This window comes from Fusobacterium ulcerans ATCC 49185 (genome assembly GCF_900683735.1).
GTDB lineage: Bacteria > Fusobacteriota > Fusobacteriia > Fusobacteriales > Fusobacteriaceae > Fusobacterium_A > Fusobacterium_A ulcerans_A.
Map to the genome: position 1 here is coordinate 3,070,379 of NZ_LR215979.1, position 19,605 is coordinate 3,089,983.

Annotated in this window: 18 protein-coding genes; 1 reads left to right on the forward strand and 17 read right to left on the reverse strand. The window is 29.3% G+C overall.

Annotated elements, in window-relative coordinates; genetic code table 11:
• Positions 1-141 precede the first annotated feature (141 nt).
• From dacB to E0E45_RS13825, 3 genes are all read right to left on the reverse strand, one after another.
• Entirely contained in the window at positions 142-1,569 is a 1,428-nt protein-coding gene (dacB, locus tag E0E45_RS13815; protein WP_130891694.1) for a D-alanyl-D-alanine carboxypeptidase/D-alanyl-D-alanine-endopeptidase, read from the reverse strand.
• Positions 1,570-1,846: 277 nt separating this feature from the next.
• A complete protein-coding gene (locus tag E0E45_RS13820) occupies positions 1,847-2,212 on the reverse strand; it encodes an FMN-binding protein (RefSeq protein WP_130891695.1) in 366 nt (121 codons plus the stop codon).
• A gap of 322 nt (positions 2,213-2,534) precedes the next feature.
• Positions 2,535-2,858, reverse strand: coding sequence for a winged helix-turn-helix transcriptional regulator (locus E0E45_RS13825; protein ID WP_130891696.1), 324 nt, complete (start codon positions 2,856-2,858; stop codon positions 2,535-2,537).
• Between the two features lie 146 nt (positions 2,859-3,004).
• Between E0E45_RS13825 and E0E45_RS13830 the strand changes: the two genes are divergently transcribed.
• The gene (locus E0E45_RS13830) at positions 3,005-3,409 is read left to right on the forward strand and encodes a pyridoxamine 5'-phosphate oxidase family protein (RefSeq protein WP_130891697.1); all 405 of its coding nucleotides are present in this window, start codon (positions 3,005-3,007) and stop codon (positions 3,407-3,409) included.
• Between the two features lie 141 nt (positions 3,410-3,550).
• Here the strand turns inward: E0E45_RS13830 and E0E45_RS13835 are convergent, their stop codons facing one another.
• The 14 genes from E0E45_RS13835 to E0E45_RS13900 form a co-directional block, all read right to left on the reverse strand.
• Entirely contained in the window at positions 3,551-4,441 is an 891-nt protein-coding gene (locus E0E45_RS13835; RefSeq protein ID WP_130891698.1) for a DMT family transporter, read from the reverse strand.
• Between the two features lie 31 nt (positions 4,442-4,472).
• Entirely contained in the window at positions 4,473-5,843 is a 1,371-nt protein-coding gene (locus tag E0E45_RS13840) for an amidohydrolase (protein WP_130891699.1), read from the reverse strand.
• A gap of 21 nt (positions 5,844-5,864) precedes the next feature.
• Positions 5,865-7,166 carry an NCS2 family permease gene (locus tag E0E45_RS13845; protein ID WP_130891700.1) on the reverse strand — a complete coding sequence of 434 codons (1,302 nt, stop codon included), beginning with the start codon at positions 7,164-7,166 and terminating at the stop codon, positions 5,865-5,867.
• A gap of 92 nt (positions 7,167-7,258) precedes the next feature.
• On the reverse strand, positions 7,259-8,209 hold the full coding sequence (locus E0E45_RS13850; RefSeq protein WP_130891701.1) for a lysine exporter LysO family protein: 951 nt from the start codon (positions 8,207-8,209) through the stop codon (positions 7,259-7,261).
• A gap of 206 nt (positions 8,210-8,415) precedes the next feature.
• The gene (locus tag E0E45_RS13855; RefSeq protein ID WP_005979781.1) at positions 8,416-8,754 is read right to left on the reverse strand and encodes a hypothetical protein; all 339 of its coding nucleotides are present in this window, start codon (positions 8,752-8,754) and stop codon (positions 8,416-8,418) included.
• A gap of 14 nt (positions 8,755-8,768) precedes the next feature.
• Positions 8,769-9,356, reverse strand: a complete 588-nt coding sequence (locus tag E0E45_RS13860) for a hypothetical protein (RefSeq protein WP_130891702.1) — start codon at positions 9,354-9,356, stop codon at positions 8,769-8,771.
• A gap of 9 nt (positions 9,357-9,365) precedes the next feature.
• Complete coding sequence (locus E0E45_RS13865) at positions 9,366-11,099, reverse strand: hypothetical protein (protein ID WP_130891703.1); 1,734 nt, start codon at positions 11,097-11,099, stop codon at positions 9,366-9,368.
• Positions 11,099-11,827 carry a hypothetical protein gene (locus E0E45_RS17940; protein ID WP_232044123.1) on the reverse strand — a complete coding sequence of 243 codons (729 nt, stop codon included), beginning with the start codon at positions 11,825-11,827 and terminating at the stop codon, positions 11,099-11,101. The genes E0E45_RS13865 and E0E45_RS17940 overlap by 1 nt, the downstream gene beginning before the upstream one ends.
• A gap of 9 nt (positions 11,828-11,836) precedes the next feature.
• Positions 11,837-13,573, reverse strand: a complete 1,737-nt coding sequence (locus tag E0E45_RS13875; RefSeq protein ID WP_130891704.1) for a hypothetical protein — start codon at positions 13,571-13,573, stop codon at positions 11,837-11,839.
• A gap of 3 nt (positions 13,574-13,576) precedes the next feature.
• Positions 13,577-14,293, reverse strand: a complete 717-nt coding sequence (locus tag E0E45_RS13880) for a hypothetical protein (RefSeq protein WP_130891705.1) — start codon at positions 14,291-14,293, stop codon at positions 13,577-13,579.
• Positions 14,293-16,839: a hypothetical protein gene (locus tag E0E45_RS13885; protein ID WP_232044124.1), complete on the reverse strand. Its 2,547-nt coding sequence runs from the start codon at positions 16,837-16,839 to the stop codon at positions 14,293-14,295. The genes E0E45_RS13880 and E0E45_RS13885 overlap by 1 nt, the downstream gene beginning before the upstream one ends.
• A gap of 20 nt (positions 16,840-16,859) precedes the next feature.
• Positions 16,860-17,471 (reverse strand): hypothetical protein, encoded by a 612-nt coding sequence (locus tag E0E45_RS13890; RefSeq protein ID WP_130891706.1) that lies wholly within the window; start codon positions 17,469-17,471, stop codon positions 16,860-16,862.
• Positions 17,472-17,560: 89 nt separating this feature from the next.
• Positions 17,561-18,358 (reverse strand): hypothetical protein, encoded by a 798-nt coding sequence (locus E0E45_RS13895; RefSeq protein WP_130891707.1) that lies wholly within the window; start codon positions 18,356-18,358, stop codon positions 17,561-17,563.
• Between the two features lie 414 nt (positions 18,359-18,772).
• On the reverse strand, positions 18,773-19,552 hold the full coding sequence (locus tag E0E45_RS13900; protein WP_130891708.1) for a LexA family transcriptional regulator: 780 nt from the start codon (positions 19,550-19,552) through the stop codon (positions 18,773-18,775).
• Between the last annotated feature and the right edge of the window lie 53 nt (positions 19,553-19,605).

Here is a 19,605-nt window from a genome sequence, read left to right on the forward strand (position 1 = left end):
TTTTACTTTATTTTTTGCAAATTTCCTATAAGAAAATAAGCATAATTCCATTTTGATTAAAATTACTATGCTTATTTTAAATAAAAAAGACCAGTTTTTATATAAAAAATCTGATCTTTCTATTTCAATATTATTTTTTATTTAAAACAAACCATTTAATAATTTTTCCATTTCATTCCTTAAATCTGTACGATCTCCATTCCAGTGGTTTACTATTAAAGCAAAAACGTATCTCTTCCCATCCTTCTCTAAATATCCTGCATATGACTGAATTCCACTCATACTTCCACTTTTAACTCTCGCATTCCCACTTAATGGTGTTTCTTTGAGAAATTTTGCCACTGTTCCATCTTGACCTGCTATTGGCAGTAATTCTTCAAACTTAAGTTCTCTTTTTTCATCCATATAAACAAGAATATCAGTCAATAATTTTGCTGAAAGTGTATCTCCACGTGAAAGTCCACTTCCATCTTTCATAGTTAAAGAATCTACATCCAATCCTTTCTCCTTCCAAAACTCCACAACATTTACTCCTTCAACTTTCTCTAAAAGCTGAAATAAATGTTCAGCATAGTGGTTATCACTTCTAGTTAGCAATACTTTTATAATCTCAGAAACAGGAGCTGATTCAGTTACAGCTAATATCACTGGATTTTTAGGTCTTTTTGCTGTAACTCTAGCAGTAGTTACTTTTCCCTTAAATTTTATTCCATTCTTTCTCATATAGTCAGAAAAATATTGTCCAAGAAAAAAGCCAGGATCAGGTATATCACTTTTAATAGTAAGTTCTGCTCTATTTTCTGGTACTATTCCATAGAATCCTCTTCTATTTTCAAAAGGCACTCCTCTTACATAAATATCTCTTTTCCCATCTGGTGATACAACAGCCTGATTGTCAAAAGTTAAATCTTTCATTTCAGGTTTAGTTCCAATAATTTTAGGAGTAGTTCCTGGTCCTCCTGAACTTAAATATAGAGTGTATATATTATCAAAAATACTTATTCCATAAGTTCCTGGTGCATAGTCAGTTCCCATGTCTTCCCAAAGCCATTTTCCAGGTATCCCATCATATCCAAAGAGATCATCTAAAACTATAATATCTCCATTTACAGAAGTTATTCTAGCTTTTTTCATCTCTTTAACCCAATCTGCCAAAAAAGCTTCTGGAGCTGCTGAAATTCCATCAGAACCCAAAGTTGGATCTCCTCCACCTTGAATATATAAATCACCTTTTAATAACCCAGCTTTATCAATTTTTCCTTCATACATAAGCTTAGTTTCAAAAGTCTTATCTCCTCCCATAACTTCAAGAGCTGCTGCTGAAGTTACTATCTTCATAACTGAAGCAGGAACTAATGCACTTTTTTCTCTGTGAGCTGCCACAACTTTTCCCGTTTTTAAATCAACTGCATAAAAACTTAAATCTCCATGTTCAACAATTTCAGCTCCTACAAACTCTTTTACAGCTTTTGGCTGACTAGATAATTCTCCAGATGACACAGGTAATTTTGTACAACTACTTAGAAAAATTCCTAAAAGAACAATCCATAAACAAACTCTTTTTTTCATAAAAACACCTCTTTTTTAACATATTTACACTTCTTTATATACTTCACTCTTTTCTAAATGACAAATATTTCTTTTCTATATATTCAATAATGTTTCTATATATCATTATAAAAAAATTTATAATATATATAATAGTTATCTTTATTTATTCTAAAACTTCTATATACTTAATAAAGAAGTTCAATATTTTAAAATTATATTTCTATGAAAATTATTCGTAATATAACAAAGAGGTTCAAATTAAAAATTTGAACCTCTTCTAAATAATATTAAATTCTTATTTTATTTTTGAACAAGCATTTTTCATTGCATCAATAAATCCTTCTGAAGTATAAGTAGCCCCTGCAACAGTATCCAGTGACTCTATATCTTGAGTAGATTTAATTGTAGCTATTAAGCTTTCCACAGCAGGTCCTGCAATAGCTTCTGTATCTCCATGAGTACATACTATTTCAGTTATTCTAAGTTCTCCCTTACTATTTTTCTTAGCCAATATTTCAACTTTTACCTCACTGTCAAATCCTTCAGCAGTCCCTACATATTTTTTAGGTCCTTGAGATTTTTCAACAAAGATACAAGCCAATCCCACTACTATAAATCCTATCACACAATACTTTCTAATCTTTTCTACTTTGCTTTCCATCTTATCCCCCTCATCAATAATTTTTTTATTTTTCAACCTATCACTTTATTTTAATTTTTTAATGTCCTGTATATTTTAAATTAATTATCATTTTTTTTCAATATTTTTTTGAATTTTTTCCTTTAATAATTGAATTATAGATATACTATATAAAAAATATTCACTTTATACTACTATTTTTTTAAAAAAATAATAATATCTACAAAAAAGAAAAATCCCTTCTTCTTTGGAGGGATTTTCTTTTACCTATATATTAAAACATCTTGGGGAAAGATTTTATATTTTTAATATATCAAGTTTCTGTGAAAATTTTGTGAAATTTCTAGCAATTATTTTTCTTATATTCCTCTCCCCACATAAACATGGAGTTTAATACCCTTTTTAAACTATACCCAGTATCTGTCAAAGTATATTCTACTTTAGGTGGAACTTCAGCAAAAACTTTTCTTTCCAGCAATCCATCATCTTCCATAGCCCTTAAATTTTGTGTAAGAACTTTCTGTGTTATTGCTCCAATAGATTTTTTTAATTCTCCAAATCTTTTAGTTCCTTCCATAAGTTCTCTCAAAATTAATATTTTCCATTTATTTCCTATAAGTTCCATAGTTATTTCCACAGGACATGGTGGCAGCTCTCTTTTTTTCATTTTTCTCTCCTCTCAAATTACTGTTTTTTCATAATAGTATCTTTTTAGCTCTTATATAACTTTAAAGTGCTTACTTTACAAAATATATCTATATGTTTATTATATACATAGGGAAATAAAATTACAAGTTATCAAGGAGGAAAATTATGAATGAAGTATTAAACTTTTTAAAAAGTAATCCTGTGCAATTTTTTGCTACTGTAGGTTTAGACAATAAACCAAAAGTTCGTCCATTCCAATTTATGTTGGAAAAAGATGGAAAGCTGTTTTTCTGTACTTCAAATGAAAAAGAAGTTTATAAAGAGATAAAAAATAATTCATATGTAGAATTATGTTCATCTACTCCAGAAGCATTATGGATGAGGCTTCATGGAAAAGTTATTTTTGAAAATAATGCAGATATAAAATCAAAAATATTAGAAATTAATCCACTTGTTAAATCAATTTATCAAACTCCTGATAATCCTACTTTTGAAATCTTTTATTTAGAGGGAGCAGAGGCAGTATTTTATGATTTCTCTGGAAATCCACCTAAAAAATATTCTTTATAGTAAGTTTCAAAAAAAGAAAAATCCCTTCTTCTTTGGAGGGATTTTCTTTTACCTATATATTAAAACATCTTGGGGAAAGATTTTATATTTTTAATATACCAAGAGCTTGTGAAATTACTGTGAACTTTACAGTACATTTTTTTACCAATCTTTTTTAGTTAAGAATTTCCATTTAGTTTCTTGTGTAACTATTGCTATAAAAACTAGTACACATCCTATCTCCATTTGAAAGGTCATTCTCTCATTTAGATACCATACAGCAAAAATAGCTCCAAAAACTGATTGAAGAGTTAATATCAACGCTGTACTAGTAGAAGAAATATGTCTTTGAACAATTGTCTGAATAGCAAAAGGAATAACTGTACTTATAACTACAAGATATCCTAAAGTCCATTTTATTCTAGGAAGTATTAAAAAATCAAATCCTTCAAAGTACCCTGTAAGAATAATAAATATTCCTGCTGTTACTATAAATTGAATTACAGTAATAAGTATAGGATCAGATTCTTTTCCATATCTCTCAATCGCTATCATGTGTGCTGCAAAGAAAAAAGAGCAACATCCTGCCACAATATCCCATATATTAAATGCTATTTCCTTTTCAATAGTAAGAAAGCCAAGTCCAATAGTCGCCAAAATAGCTCCTATTACAGCATATCTATCAGGTTTTTTCCTATTTATTACCCATGCAAGAAATGGAACTATCAATACATATGCTCCTATTATAAATGAGACTTTTGATGCTGTAGTATTTTTTATACTAATTATCATAAAATAAAATGCAAGAAACATAAATATTCCTATTATACTTCCATTCTTTATATCCTTTAGTTTTACTTTTTTTATCTTTCCTATATAGAGAACAGAAAGAAGTAAAGCTGAAAATCCAAATCTCAACATCATAAGTGAAAAAGGCTGAACAACACTCAAGGTATCTTTTATCACAGCGAATGTAGTTCCCCATACTAAAGCTACTATTGCTAGTGCTACTGAAGATACCAGTTTTAATTTTTCATTTTTATCATTCTTCATCTTTCCCCCTCAAGTGTCATTTTCAGTTAAACTATTTTATTTCTATTACAGGAAATCTATCTGGTATAACTATTCCAGCTTTATCCATAACTTTTTTATTTTGTATTTTTATTTTTTCTAAAAGTTCTTTTTCATCTAGGAAAAGAATCTCTCTGTTTTTCATTAACCATTTCCCATTGCACATACTAGATTCTACATTTTCACTGCTCATAGCATATACTATATTTGTCACAGGATCAATTACAGGAAGTGAGTGAATAGTATCTGGATTTAAAATTATAAGATCAGCTTTTTTACCAACTTCCAAACTTCCTATTTCTTTCTCCATCAATGCACACCTAGCTCCATTTATTGTAGCCATCTCCAGTACTTGTTCTGCTGATACAGTTTTTGGATTTAAAGTTCTTCCTTTGTGAATAAGAGAAGTAAGATACATATCCCTCATCATATCCATTCTATTGTTTGAAGGAGCTCCATCTGTTCCAATAGAAACTGCTATTCCTTTCTCCAACATTTCAGGTATTTTAGCAAATCCAAGAACTACTTTCATAGCTGCTCCAGGATTATGTGAAACTTTTACGTCATATAGTCTGAATAAATCTATTTCTCTTTCTGTCAGCCATACTGTATGAGCTGCTACAAGATTAGGGCCTAAAGCTCCAAGTCTGTTCATATGCTCAACTGTTGTCTCTCCTCTTGTAGCTCTTGTGTAATCCATTTCCTCTTTTACTTCAAGAACATGCATATGAATCCCTGTCTTATATTTATCAGCTAATATCTTAGTTCCTTTTATCAGTTCATCAGAGTTGTTAAATATAGTTCTCAGCCCAAACCATATTTTTATCCTCCCCTCTGCTGTATTATTATATTTTTTAAATAATTCTTCTTGAAAATCAAGTTCTTCCTGAGTTGTTTTCTGCCATGCTTTTGGCAGCCCCTCTCCTTCATCCATTGTAGATTTAGAAAGACATGCTCTTAATCCACATTTTTCTACAGCTTCAGCCATAGCATCTACATACTGTCCTCCTGCCTCCAAAAATGTTGTTACCCCTGTTTTTATAAGTTCTACGCAACATGCAGTAGAAGACACAAGAGAATCCTCATAGTCAAAACTACTTTCATATGGCCATACTCTTTCTCTCAGCCAAGTAAGAAGAACTACATCGTCTGCTACTCCTCTTCCTAATTGCTGTGAAAGATGTACATGAGTATTTATAAATCCAGGCAGGATAATTTTCCCCAGCGCATTATAGACTTCAACATCAGAATTTATAAGTGAAGGATCAACTCTTCCCACAGCTTTTACTCTATCATTTTCTATCAATATTGAACCATTTTTAAATATTTCCCTATTTTTATTCATAGAGATAACATATCCATTTTTTATTAAAATTTGAGACATATTTTCCTCCCTCTTACTCAACTACACAATTAAATTTATTATAGAAAGTATTCCTATTACCCAAAGAATAGGACTTATTTTATCATATTCTTTAGCTATTACATGCATTATTATATATGATATGAACCCAAAACTTAACCCTATGCTGATACTGTAAGTCAATGGCATAAATATTATAGTTATGAATGCTGGTACTGATATTTTAGTATCATTTAAGTCTAAAGCCTTTACACTTTTGAACATAAATACTCCAACCATAACTAAAGATGGTGCAGCAGCAAACATAGGAACTATACCAACTATTGGCGTTATCAAAAGAGCTACAAGAAACAATATTCCTGTTACAAAAGAAGCAAGTCCAGTTTTAGCTCCAGCAGCTATCCCTGCAGCTGATTCTCCAAATGTTGTAACTGTACTAGTTCCCAAAAATGCTCCTATTATAGTAGAAGAAACATCTGCAAACATCATTTTTCCAAGTCCCTTATAATGTCCATTCTCATCTTCCAGACCTATCTCTTTAAAACATGCAATCAAAAATCCAAGGGAATCAAATAAATCTATAAACATAAATGAAAATATTGAACCTAAAAGTGATATTTTTAAAGCTCCAAATATATTAAGCTTAAAAGCTATTGGTGTAATGCTTGGAGGCATAGCTATTACTGAATTCGGCATAGCAACAAGTCCAAATATCATTCCCAATACAGTAGTTATTACTATACTTATTAGTATGCCTCCTCTTACTTTTTTCATTTCAAATCCAGCCATCATCATAAGCCCCAATACTGAAAGAACTACAGGAAGATTAAATTTCCCAAGTGCTACAAGAGTAGCTTCATTTCCAACTATTATTCCCATATTTTTTAATCCTATAAATGCTATAAATAGACCTATTCCAGCAGTTGAAGCTGTAGTTATTGGTGCTGGTATCGCATTTGCTAGCTTTTCTCTAAATCCTAAAGCTGCAAGAATAAAAAAGAACATGCCCGATAAAAACACAACCCCAAGAGCATCTTGCCAAGATACCCCTTTTCCCATTACAAGGGTAAAGGTAAAGAATGCATTCAGTCCCATTCCAGGAGCCATAGCTATTGGCACATTCCCCATAAATGCTGCTAAAAATGTTCCTATTGCTGTAGCAAGACAAGTAACTGTAATAAGTGCCCCTTTGTCCATTCCAGACATGGAAAGAATAGCTGGATTAACAAATATTATATATGCCATTGCTAGAAACGTTGTTACTCCCCCTATTACCTCTGTTTTTACACTGCTGTTTCTTTCTTTGATTTTAAATACTTTTTCTAAAAATAACTCTTTAGACAAAATCTTTCCTCCTTAAATTTTATGTATTTTAAATTATTTATGACTAAAGAATAAAAGGGATATTAAAAATACCCTTTCAGTTATTATATTTTTTACCCAATAAATATTTTCCCTAAGATGGGTAAAAGAACAGGTACAGAAAATGTTAATATAATTCCTGTTATAAGAGTAACTAATCCTAGTTCTGCTCCTACAAATTTAGTTATAGGCATAAGCATTGTATCCATATTTCCTGCTCCACCAGCTGCAATAGCACTTCCTTTACTTATTTTAATTAATATAGGAAGAAAGAATACAGTAAAGAACTCCCTCATTATATTTACAATGAAACCATAAGTTCCAGCTTCTATTCCAAATTTACTAGTCATAAATGCTCCAGTCAAACTGTAATACCCCATTCCTCCAGCTGAAATAATAGAAATGTTTTCAGGAACACCCAATATTTTTCCAGCTATGGCTCCTCCTAAAAGACTTCCTATCAATATAGTTAAAGATATCAAAATAATTTTTACTCCTATTATTTTTACATATTCCAACACTTTTAAATTACTTCCAAGAAATATTCCTACCCCTGTATATAACATTATTAAAGAGATAATCAAAGAATAATTTAAAATTATCTCATAAGATTTGTCCATAAAAAAAACACCAATAATAACACCTAATATTACACTTATTGGAATAATTGCAGTAAGAAAAGACTTGCCCTCTTCTATTTCTTCATTATCCTTTTTATTTTCATAATTTCTAAGTTCTATTTCCTTTTTTATTTTTTCTAAAGGAAGGATAGTTTTTTCCAATATTATAGTTAAAATTATGCTGAATAATATCCCCAAAATAGAAATAATAGCACAATTCCAACCTATTTTTCCAAGTTCCGATATAATCTCTTCATTAATTCCTATATTCATTCCAATAGTAGTCATTAAAATAATTATAACCATATTTGTCACTATATCTATTTTTTTCATAATCTTTTTTGAAAGATTTCTTGTTCCTATTATGATTCCAAAAAAAAGACAGATAAAAGGCATTATTGTCATGTTTCAACTCCTCTTAATACTTTTATAAAATCACTCTTTATTCTATCATCTTTTTTGAAAGATTACAATTTAAAGATGTTATCATATAATAAGCAAGACACTAGATTGAGTACAAATAAAAAATTATTTTTATACAAATTTAATCAGTAAAAAAGGAGCTCAAGATGAACTCCCTCTTTAGGATATATTTATTCCTTTAATTAAATCTAATTTTTCAATTTTTTATCCAAATGTTTTTTACCTAATATTACTGCTCCAAGGCTTCCAATTAAAGCTGTTAATTCTCCTGGAATAGGAAGACTATATATTTCAACTCCCATAAAAGCAGTTAGATAAGGGGTTATTATATGATGAAATATTACTAATATACTATACACATAAAACAAATGTAGAATCCCTCCTCTTTCAAGAAATTTTGAAAATACCTGTAGTCTTTCCTTTTCCACATCAGCCATTATTTGATCCACTTCCTCTGGCTGTAAATATTTTCTTAATATATCTGGTAAAAAACTGCTTACTACATTTAATACAGTTTTTTGAAACATTAATATCACCTCTCTTATTTCCAATTGTTCTCTATGTTTAAATATCTTCTTTTTATATCTTGAGGCGCTTTTTTACCCCATTTCAACCCCAGTTTAAAATTATATATATCTTCAGATTTTAATACTTTTTTACTTTTTATAAAATTATGCATAAGCCCATTCTTACTAAGGTTAAACTGATTATGATAATCTACTAAGTGGACAAAAGTTTTTTCATCTTCAAATTCTGTCAGCTCATTGAGATTGGCTACATAGTTTACCATTTCTTTTATATGTTCTTTATCCAGTTCATCTATATCCTTTCTATGATTTTTTAATTTATTATTAAGATCACTTATTTCCTTATCTAATCTTAATAATCTATCAATATCACCAGTTGTAAATCTGCATTTTTCTTTTAAAAAATTTCTGGCTTTTGAATTATGTTTTACATCAAACTGACTTCTGCCAAAACTATATCCTGATATTCCTCCTGCATAGCTAAATTTACAGATCACATTTTCATTTCCTGATATTTCATTTAGAGATATTACATACATAATTTTATTTAAATCAATATTTTTTATTATTTCTTTTATATTTATAAATATCACTCCTTTCATTTAAAAGTTTTATAGTGTTTCTACTTTTCTTCCTAAATATATTTGTCTTTTCAAATTTTGTTCAACAGGAAAGTTTTGAATCCAATTTGTCATATCTGAAACGCCCACATTTTGAGTCCAATATGGTGGAAATTGTAGAAAAAAATATGGTGCTATATCAGCTGTTTCAAAATTAGTTGGAGTTTTTCTCCATAATTCTATTTTAAATACCTCCATATTCAAACAATTATTATTAGTTGCAATTTCAATTCCAATAGCAGCTGTATCTTTTTCTCCATTGCCAGTTTGCATATAATTATCTAAATACCCTTGTGGATACTGCATTGTATTCATTTGCATTCCATAAAGATCATAATATTTATTTTTATCCTGCTCATCTGTTTGAATATAAACATTTTCACTTGCTCTTGCTAGCTGTATATTGTTCACGAAATTATAATATCCTGTACTTGTATCAAACCACTGCCAGATCATATGGTCATCTGTATCTCTAGCCCAAGCATTCATTCTAACATGGAAAATACAAAGTATTTTATCATTATTTCTTATAGCTTCTTCAATTAGTTTCCCTGAAAATTTTATAATTAATGGATATGAAATATTATTTGGTTGTTCTTGAGGTATTGAAGAAGAAAATGGAAATTTTACATAATTATTATCTTTTTGAGTTCCTCCATTTATAGCATCTATTAATGGAGTGATATCCATATCAGTTTTAACTGGAACCTGGGAGTTATGTAAATCAAAGCATCTCATTTCTACTTTAAAATCTTCATTATTATTAGCGGATGTTATTTGAGGATTTAACCTTTCCCATTTTTCATATTTCCACTTTACTTTCCCTTCTAATTCTGGATAATTTTCTCTATAAATTGGCCTATAATTTTCAAGAGATAGCCAGTCTTCTGGAGTTTCCACTGTCCTATCTAAAGTATCAACAATATCTCCTGCTGTAGCTCCTGTTCCTGAAATTCCTGCCTCTCCTTTCCAAGTTGACCACTGAAATTCAGTCCCATCATCATATATAAATTTATAATATACTTTTTCATTATCTTCTCTCACAAATTGAGTTCTTACTATCCCATTTCCTTTCCTTCCTTGCTCTCCTTGTTCTCCTTTTTCTCCAATATCTCCTTTTGGAAGTACAAAATTCAATACTTGCTCTGGACTTTCACCATTTATTGTTACTTGAGCTTGTTCTCCTTTTTCAACAGTTCCAATAGAGAGAATATTTCCAGGTCCAATATCTCCTCTATCGCCTTTTTCACCTTTCAAATCATTACTATATTGATATTCTGTTTCTCCCTCTACTCTTATTCCTAATTTATTTTCTTCCCAAGTAAATTCTAACCCTCTTCCTATAAGAGACAGCAGCCATTCTTCTTCTGTTCCTTCAAATCCATTATCAACAGCCACTTCATAAGCATTTTCTCCATCTTCTACCATAAATCTATCTGTAGTTCCATCTGTATAAGTAAATTCATAAGTTGTTACTGGCCCTTGTTTATTTTTCTTAAAAAAAGATAGTATCCCTCTTCCTGTTTCTCCTTTCTCTCCCTGTATTCCTTGATTTCCTCTTTTAACTCTCACTTCACCTATTATATTTCCATCTTCTCTTATAACTTCATAAACATTATCTCCATTAGATGAGGTTTCCTTATATTTTAGTTCTTTAATAGAAAGACCTCTTGGTCCCTCTATTACTCCTGCATTTATTTCTAATGCTACATTTCCTTTCTTCATTATATCAACCCCCATATTCCTTCAACTCTTCCAGTATATCCATCTTTAGGCCCTGGATGGTGACTTACTGTTACTTGTAAATCCCCATTCCATAAAACGCTTATACTCCCTCCACCATATCTAGTTCCATCTCTGGAAATAATTCTTTGACCTGGTATTAAAATTAAAAAATGTACATCATCTTCTGTTCCACCTGCTTTTATTATTAAAACCTTATATTTTTTAGCTTTTTCATTGAGAGTAATAGCTCTTGTTCCTCCATAAATGTTAAAACTTCCATTAATATCTAATTTTTCAACAGTATTCATATCATCTCTTGATATTGTATTTGTCAATTTTCTAAATTCTGTAAAATTATTAGTATACTTAATTATTCCATCAGAATCTTTATATGCTATTCCACTATTCGAAGCAATAGCCCCATTGTTTAAAGGTGTTGTTGTGTATATATCTCCCACTTTTATTCCACCATTTGTTCCTCTCTGAACCAGTTTACTCCCTACATTCTCCATTGACATATCTTCTTTATATAGAGTTTCTTTTAGAAAATCTTTTATTATCTTATATGAATTTATAATATTGTCCCAATTGATATTTAAAGCATGACCTGCTGGAATGTCTGCCATAGGTTTATTTATTTCTGTTTTTAATTTTGAATAAACCTCTGGATCATACATCAAAGCTATTGCTGTTGCTATTTCTTCTAATCTTCCTTTATCAAGTGCCATTTTTCCTCCTTATACTATAATTATCTCTTTATCATCTTTTATTTTACTATCATTATATAGCCATTCATTGAGTTTATATTGAATCTTTCCTCCCCCTGTAATAACAGTATTACATTGAAGTTCTCCTGTATCTCCAACTGAAATTGAATGTTCAATAGAATAAGCTCTCAAAAATAATGGTCTCTCTGTTAAATTTTCATGAATATACCATAGTTCATCATTTAGTTTCAATTTAGGCATCAAAGTTGTTTCGATTGTATAATTTACTACTGGATCTTTTAAATCTTTCAATGCCTGAGTTGCCAATTTCATAGCCATATCATTTGTAGTTATTATATTTTCTGTTAAATCAAGTCCTAAAGTTAATCTGTTTTCTCTATATCTAAGTATTGAATCCTCATCTTTAAGTTCTATTGTTTTTACTTTATTGTTATCATTCTGATCCTTGTATACTACTGACACAATATTCCTTACCCTTGTCAAATCTCCTATATAGCTGAATTCTCCAACTACATCTCCTCTAAGAAGCTGATAAGTTATATAACTTGCTGAAATTGTATCTTCAAAAATTAACACCTGTTTATTTTTTGTTCTATCATATCTAAAGTACAAACTCCATCCCTTTGATAGTGCAAGCTTTTGTATTGAATCCCATATAGTTGTATCTTCAACTGAATAATCTTCTGTCAAAGTAGCAGTATTGTATGGATCATATAGAAATTCAATATCTTCTCTTTTATTGTCAATTAATATCTGTTTTATTGTATCTTCAAATGTCATTCCTTTAGAATAGGTTTTATTTATTGCCATTACATCAAGATCATATGAAAAATCCTGACATTCCAAAGAGACATTATGGTAACCTCTTCCTTCATATCTTCTTATTTTTCCATCAAATATTATGATGTCTTCAGCTGCATTAAAGAATAATCCAATTACCATTCTTTCATTTACTGGAAGTTCAGTATTCAATCTTACTTTTATTCCATCTCTTTCTCTAGTAATATTTTCTATATAATATGGAAAATTATCTGGATCATCCTCTTTAGCAAAATAGAGATATTCTACTCCATATGTATCTGAAAAATATTTTCTTGAAAAATATCCAATAGCCCATGGCAAATATGAATATTTATAGTATCCTAAAATCTCAACAATGTCTGGATCTACATTTGGAATAAAATATTCCCTTGCTCCTGTTCCTTCAAATTCTGCTCTATCAGCATCTAAATCACTTGCTGTTGTTATTATTAAAAAGCTTACCTTTTCATACTGTCTTACCACTCTGTTAAAATATACATATAGACCATTTGCCATTTGAGAAGTATTTTCTATTTTTAAATCAGCCTCTGAAGGAGATAGAGAACATTCTTCATTATAGACACTAACCAAATCTATTCCTTCTACTCCTCTTATGTTTTTTAAAAGAATATATGTTTTATCTTCACCAGTTAAATTTAAATTGTAATGATTTGTAGATTTTGCTGTTCTTACCTTTACTCTTACTCTTCTTCCTAGTTGAAATTGATTAGTTGATAAGATAGGCCCTGTTGTAAGTTTTTTATTCTTATCATTATGAATGGTAAGATTAGCAAACTTTTTTAAACTGTCTATTCCGAAATCTTCACTTCCAACTTCAGCTATATTTCCAAGATTTATAGTTGTAGTCCCTACAACCTGCTCTGTAAAGTCTTTCCATAATCCTTCATTACCAAGGAGTTCGTATTTAACTAGAAACTTTCTCATTATCTATACCTCCTCTAAACTGAAAGAATATATTTTACAATTTTTTACTATTCCATCAATTACTGCTGTTTGTGAACTCTCATTCACCTCATCTTTCAAAATAACTGTATAGTCTTTTCCTAATAATGTAAATGTTTTATACCCTCCTATATCGCTGTATAGAACTTTTTCAAACTCTTCTATAGTGTTACAATAAACATCTGGGTAAAGCATATATTCAACATCTGCTAATGGAACTGTTGTTATATTAAATCTTTTTTTTCTTTGAGTATCAAATGTAGTGGAAATAATTAGATTTCCTTGATGATTTCTTGTACTATTCAACATAGTAGCAAAGTTAGCATTATCAATACTGGCTATACAGTTTAACCTTATTCCATTCATAATTATTCCATTATCTTTCAGTGCTTGTGAAATATATTTGAATTCTCCCTTATACTTATCTGATGTTTTACAAACAAATATCAATTCTTTATAATCTTTTATCCTTGCTAAAAGATTATAGGTAATGTCTCTTGTTCCTGTATCATCAGCTTTAAGTACAAAACCTCCTTCAAATTCATACTCTTCTTCTTTTCCCATAGCCCATAAAGGAAGAGTGAAACGAGGAGCTGCTTCAGGAACAAGTCCAAAATCAAATTCTATTGTTATTTCTTCTTCTTTTTTTGTTATTGTTATTACATGATTACTGTTGTCTGCTTTTATAATTTCTCTTCTCATTAAAACTTATTCCTCCTTGCTTTTCTTATGCTGTCACTTGTTATTTTTATTATTCTTTTATCTAATAATTGATCTCCAAGAGTTATAGGAATCTCAATTTCAAATGTGCCATTAAATTCACTTGTCACTTTTTGTCCTAAATTGTATTTCCATAAATTTGTAGACATTCCTTGAACTGCATTTTTACTCATATTTTTATTCAGATTATTCATACTTCCTGTCAAATTATCCACATTCAATCCTAGTTCTCTAAATAATTCTTCCAGTTTCTCATTAGAAATTTCTGTATATTTTTTAATAAGCTCCATATATTGTGTAAGTGATAAACTTTCTAAATCTCCTGTTTCAAGATCAATTCCAAGATTACTATCTTTTACAAACATTTCTTTTACTACATCTGCTACTTTATCTGACATTCCATTGAATAGAGCTTTTGACATTTCAGTATTAACAAAAGCATTTTTCAAACTTTCAGCAAGCATACCTTCAATATCATTTCCAAGATCTTCCATACCACCAAAAAAACCTTTTTTAACAACTGCTGCTAAACTATCCGCTGAGAAATTTATAATTCCCTTAATTGTTGCTTTAAGTGTTTTTTCAAGATCTCTATTAGCATTTGTTACTTGTTTTGCAAGTTCTCCAATATCAATAGCTCCATACTTTCCTTCCCCTGTACTTAAAATATCTCCTTTCAACACTGCTCCACCAGTTAAAGATTTAAACCAATCCATTATCTGTTGTTCATTGTACTGTGGCATCAATTGTTTAAGAGTTGTCATACTAACTCCATCAGAACCAGATTTTGCACCATTAAGACTTGATAGTACATTATCATAATCAGTATTTGCTGAAACCTTGTCATAAAGATTAATATAGCTTCCTGCTCCCAATTTTAAAAGATCTTCATTATATGCTTCCATAACATCCTGCCATTTGTATTGTCCAGATATTAATCCTCTTTGTAATCTTTCCTGAGCAGCCTTTCTTTTTCTTTCTTCTCTCTTTTTCTTCTTTTTACTCTTGCTTCCAAAGAGACTTCCACCAATACTTCCAATAGCTCCACCTACAATACTTCCCACTGGCCCGCCTACTGCTGTTCCTATTCCACTTCCAATCATGCTTCCAAGATTTCCCTCAGTTCCTCCACCTAAAGCTCCACTTATTATATTTCCTATTCCCATTCCTTGATTAAAGTTTTCAAATCCAGGTATTGCCTTATTTCCAAGAAATCCAGCTAATTTCTCTGCTCCAATACTTGTATTTTTAAATGCTTCAAATAAAGAACTTCCTGTTCCTAATACATTAGAGATATCTTTTATAGATTGTTTACCTGTAACCTCTCCTAACATTTGAAACATACTTGAAAGATTTTTAAGTCCTGTCCCTGCATTATTAATAGAATTTTGAATATTTACTTGTATATCATTATATTTTTTATCATTTTCTTCTTTTTCACTATTGGTTTTAATTATTTCCAATTTAGAATCTATATTTTCAATATCAATTTTTGTTGCTCCAGGTTTATTTTTTTGATGTTGAAAAAGCTTTTCTATTTTTTCATCTTCAAGTTTTTTTAAATTAATTTCATGTTTTTGCTTTTCTATTTTAATCTCATTCATTTTTCTCTCTGCTAAAAGTTTTTCTATTTTTTTATTAAACTCTTTTGTCTCTTCTAAAACTTTTTTATTATAGTCAACATTTATTTTTAATTCTTCTTGTTTGTATTTTTCTTCAGCATCATTTTTATTTACTTTTTTTTCTTCAACCTTTTTTAATTCTGTAATATTATTCTTTGCTTTTTTTTCAACTATTTTTTTTTCCTTTTCATTATCAAATATATTATTTATAATATTTTTTTCTTCTACATCTTTTATTGCTGTTTGTTTTAAATTTTCAAGTTCTTTTATTCTCTTTTCATTTTTGATATATCTTTCTAATTCTTCATTTTTCCCTTTTGATCCTTCTCTTTTTTTCATATTTTCAATTGATTCTAATACAACTTTTCTATCTTCTTCTTTAATATTTGCCTTATTCTTTCCACCTGCCATTTTTTTACCTAACTTGGGAGTTACTCGTAACTGATGCTTTTGTTCATATTTACTATTTTCATTAAATAATTTTTGATATTCTTTTTCATATTCTAAATATTTTTCTTGAGAATCTATTATATAATTTCTTAAGTCAAGTTTTGATTTTGTTTCATCTTTTTGACTGAGATAATCTGCATAACTAATCTCTTTCATTTTAAATTTTTCATAAGAATTAGCTAGTCTTACATCTGCTTTTTTTAAATATTCTAATACTTTATTCAACTTTTTTTGTTCTTTTATTGTTAAAACTTGTTTGTTATCCAATTCATTTAATATTTTTAAATTTTTTTCTATTTCAATACTAATTTGTTTTTCTGCTTTTACATTTTCTTCTGCTTCTTCAATTATTTCTTGTATCTTTTTTTGAGCAAGCTCATAACTCTCTTGAACTGCTAATCCTATCATTGCACTAATTATAGCATCTGCAATAACTTTCGCTGTTATTAGGTCCATTTTATACCTCCTTCCAAATCTTAATTTATTCTCTTCTTATCCAACAATATTCCTATCTCATGAAATGTTGAATAATCTCTATATTCTTCTTTTTTCTTTCTCCCAAGAATATCTATTGTTTCTTTGCTTCCAACTATCCCAGCTATTGTATTAATCAATGCATTAGTATGAAACACTTCTCTTTCTAAATGCTTATAATCAGCTTCAAATATGAGATTTATATCCCAATAAGTCATATCTAATACCTCTTCCTGCTTATATCCTTTGCTCATCAATGTAATAATAAGCTCTCTAAAATCAATTTTCTCTGATTTTTTTTCTTCAATTTTTATATCTGATTTTTCTTTAATCTCTATATTTAAAGGATTTCCAGCTTCTTCTATCAATTTTTGAAAAACTTTATAAAACATCTCATAGCTTTCTTTGATATCAGGATAACTTTCCAGAAACTCTTCATAAGAAAGTTGAGATCCCTGAAGTGAACAATAGATTATCTTAGTAATAATTTCTAAATTTCCCATTCCTGCCTTTTTATACATTTCAATCTCATCTGGATAATATTTTGAAAGTTTTATTCTTGCTCTTAAATTAAGTTTTAATTTATATTCTTTATCATTTATTTCTACTCTCATTTAGCCTCCCATCTTATTTTTTTAAATCAAAATATTTGAATATTTTCATTTAAAAGAACAAGGGAAAGGGGATTTCTCCCCTATTCTCCTTATTGAAATACTTTCTTTTCTATCATTCCTGATTGAAGTTTTAAGCTTGCTGTATAAGACAGAGCACTTCCACCATCTAGAGTTCCTGAATGTGTAAATTCTGCGACTTTATAAACTCCTTCAATATATGGAGTATTTCTTTGTTTTAATGCTCCATGTCTTGCTTTAATAGTAAATTCACCATCAAATGCAAAGTTTATTGTAGCTACTGAAGGAAAATCTGGATGATAGTATCCTTGAATTCCATCAATTGAAGATGTTTTTAATCCTCCTATTGCACTTTCATATCCATTTGAATGTTTGTTGTTTGTACTTATTTCTGCCTGCTGCTCAGTAGATGAAAAATCTGTTATTTGAGCTACATCAATATATCCATCATTTTCAAGTAAAATAGCATTTATAAAAGCTGAATTTACAGGTTCATTTGCTAACGTAATTGAACTTGCAGTTGTTGCAGTTACTTTTACTATTTCAACAAGATTAGGGTTTGCCATTCCTTTAAAATTTTCAGCAGTTGCTAATCCAGCTAATTCAGATTTATCAAATAGAGCTACTACAACATTTTTAGGTGCTGCCATTACTTCTGCTGTACCTGTTGTGATTGTGAATTCTTTTCCAGCTAATGTTCCTGTCAAAAGCTCCATTTTTGGAATTATAGTTTTCATTGAATCTGTATATTCACTTTCATTTTTTATAGCTTCATATGCCTGCATTCCAATGTAAAGGCCAGCTCCATTAGGCTGTACCTCTAAAAATCTTTCCTTACTGTTGTGTACTACTTCTTTTATATTTACCACTTTGTATACCTCCTGTATTTTTCTTTGTTTTAGGTTCTCATGTTAAATTCTCCAGAATTTTCAATTACTTATTTTCATATCTTTAAATGTCAAATCAAGGTTTTTATTTCTTACATGAAAGAGTTCATTCATCCCAATATTAAAATATTGATGCTCTGATAAATTAATTTAACTTTTTATACTTTTTTGTATAATGTTTTTTAAAAAAAATATTAAAAATAAATAACCATAGTCCTTGAAAATTAACATAAGAACCAAGGGAAACATTGTTTACCTCAATTGTGAATCTGTTTTTAATAGGTTTTAGATATTTCATGAAATCATCTTAAATTTATTATACAATTTTGTATAATAAAAGTCAATAGAAATTTTTATATTATTTTTCTTTCATTTTAAAATGTTCTCTTTTACTGTTTATTTAGTTTCTTTTTTCTTTTCGATTAGTCCTTTAAGCATACTTTCTATCATTTCTCTTTCATTCATATCTAGTTTATCTATATATGACATCAAAGGATCTTTTCTTCTTTTAGTTGTATTATTTATTACCTGGATAACTTTTCCATAAGCTGTTATATCACTATTTTCTATCCTTAAATCTCCATATTCCTTATTATCACTTTCTAATACATACTCACCATTTTTATATTTTAATCTTTTTACCAGCCCATCAGCATGATCGCTTCCTTTAGTCAAAAACACACCTATTTCTCCAACTTCTGGCATCAATTCTGTATTTACAACAACAATAGACCCATCTAAAATAGTATCTTCCATAGAATTTCCCTGTACTAAAATAGCAACTATATTATTACCAGCTGTCTTTGGTATTGAAATAAAATCTATAGGTTCAGCAATAGTTTCTCTCCCTAGTCCAGCAGAAACACTTGAAAATAATGGAACCTCCATCAGTTTTATTGGTTTTATATTTTTTAGTTCAAGAATATTATCTTTAATTACTTTTGGTGTTTTATCAATAGCTATCGCCATTGTAATTTCTTTTTTTTCTTGAGAACTTAAATTAAAACCAGAGACAAATTTATCAATAAAATCATTTTTAGGAGTTCTTCTCCCAGTCTTATAATGACCTATTGTAGCAACAGGAACCCCTGTTTCTCTCGAAATCTGTTCTAAATTATATCCATTTTTTTTCATAAAATTTTCAAGATATTTTGAAAATTCCTTTTTTTTCTCCATCTCACTCCCACCTTTCTATGTTAATTTATTTCTATTATATCTTTTTTATACAA

Excerpts from the sequence above, each read along its gene's own strand:
- dacB (WP_130891694.1), bottom strand. The coding sequence starts at position 1,569 with ATGAAAAAAAGAGTTTGTTTATGGATTGTTCTTTTAGGAATTTTTCTA.
- E0E45_RS13820 (WP_130891695.1), bottom strand. The coding sequence starts at position 2,212 with ATGGAAAGCAAAGTAGAAAAGATTAGAAAGTATTGTGTGATAGGATTT.
- E0E45_RS13825 (WP_130891696.1), bottom strand. The coding sequence starts at position 2,858 with ATGAAAAAAAGAGAGCTGCCACCATGTCCTGTGGAAATAACTATGGAA.
- E0E45_RS13830 (WP_130891697.1), top strand. The coding sequence starts at position 3,005 with ATGAATGAAGTATTAAACTTTTTAAAAAGTAATCCTGTGCAATTTTTT.
- E0E45_RS13835 (WP_130891698.1), bottom strand. The coding sequence starts at position 4,441 with ATGAAGAATGATAAAAATGAAAAATTAAAACTGGTATCTTCAGTAGCA.
- E0E45_RS13840 (WP_130891699.1), bottom strand. The coding sequence starts at position 5,843 with ATGTCTCAAATTTTAATAAAAAATGGATATGTTATCTCTATGAATAAA.
- E0E45_RS13850 (WP_130891701.1), bottom strand. The coding sequence starts at position 8,209 with ATGACAATAATGCCTTTTATCTGTCTTTTTTTTGGAATCATAATAGGA.
- E0E45_RS13855 (WP_005979781.1), bottom strand. The coding sequence starts at position 8,754 with ATGTTTCAAAAAACTGTATTAAATGTAGTAAGCAGTTTTTTACCAGAT.
- E0E45_RS13860 (WP_130891702.1), bottom strand. The coding sequence starts at position 9,356 with ATGAAAGGAGTGATATTTATAAATATAAAAGAAATAATAAAAAATATT.
- E0E45_RS13865 (WP_130891703.1), bottom strand. The coding sequence starts at position 11,099 with ATGAAGAAAGGAAATGTAGCATTAGAAATAAATGCAGGAGTAATAGAG.
- E0E45_RS17940 (WP_232044123.1), bottom strand. The coding sequence starts at position 11,827 with ATGGCACTTGATAAAGGAAGATTAGAAGAAATAGCAACAGCAATAGCT.
- E0E45_RS13875 (WP_130891704.1), bottom strand. The coding sequence starts at position 13,573 with ATGAGAAAGTTTCTAGTTAAATACGAACTCCTTGGTAATGAAGGATTA.
- E0E45_RS13880 (WP_130891705.1), bottom strand. The coding sequence starts at position 14,293 with ATGAGAAGAGAAATTATAAAAGCAGACAACAGTAATCATGTAATAACA.
- E0E45_RS13885 (WP_232044124.1), bottom strand. The coding sequence starts at position 16,839 with ATGGACCTAATAACAGCGAAAGTTATTGCAGATGCTATAATTAGTGCA.
- E0E45_RS13890 (WP_130891706.1), bottom strand. The coding sequence starts at position 17,471 with ATGAGAGTAGAAATAAATGATAAAGAATATAAATTAAAACTTAATTTA.
- E0E45_RS13900 (WP_130891708.1), bottom strand. The coding sequence starts at position 19,552 with ATGGAGAAAAAAAAGGAATTTTCAAAATATCTTGAAAATTTTATGAAA.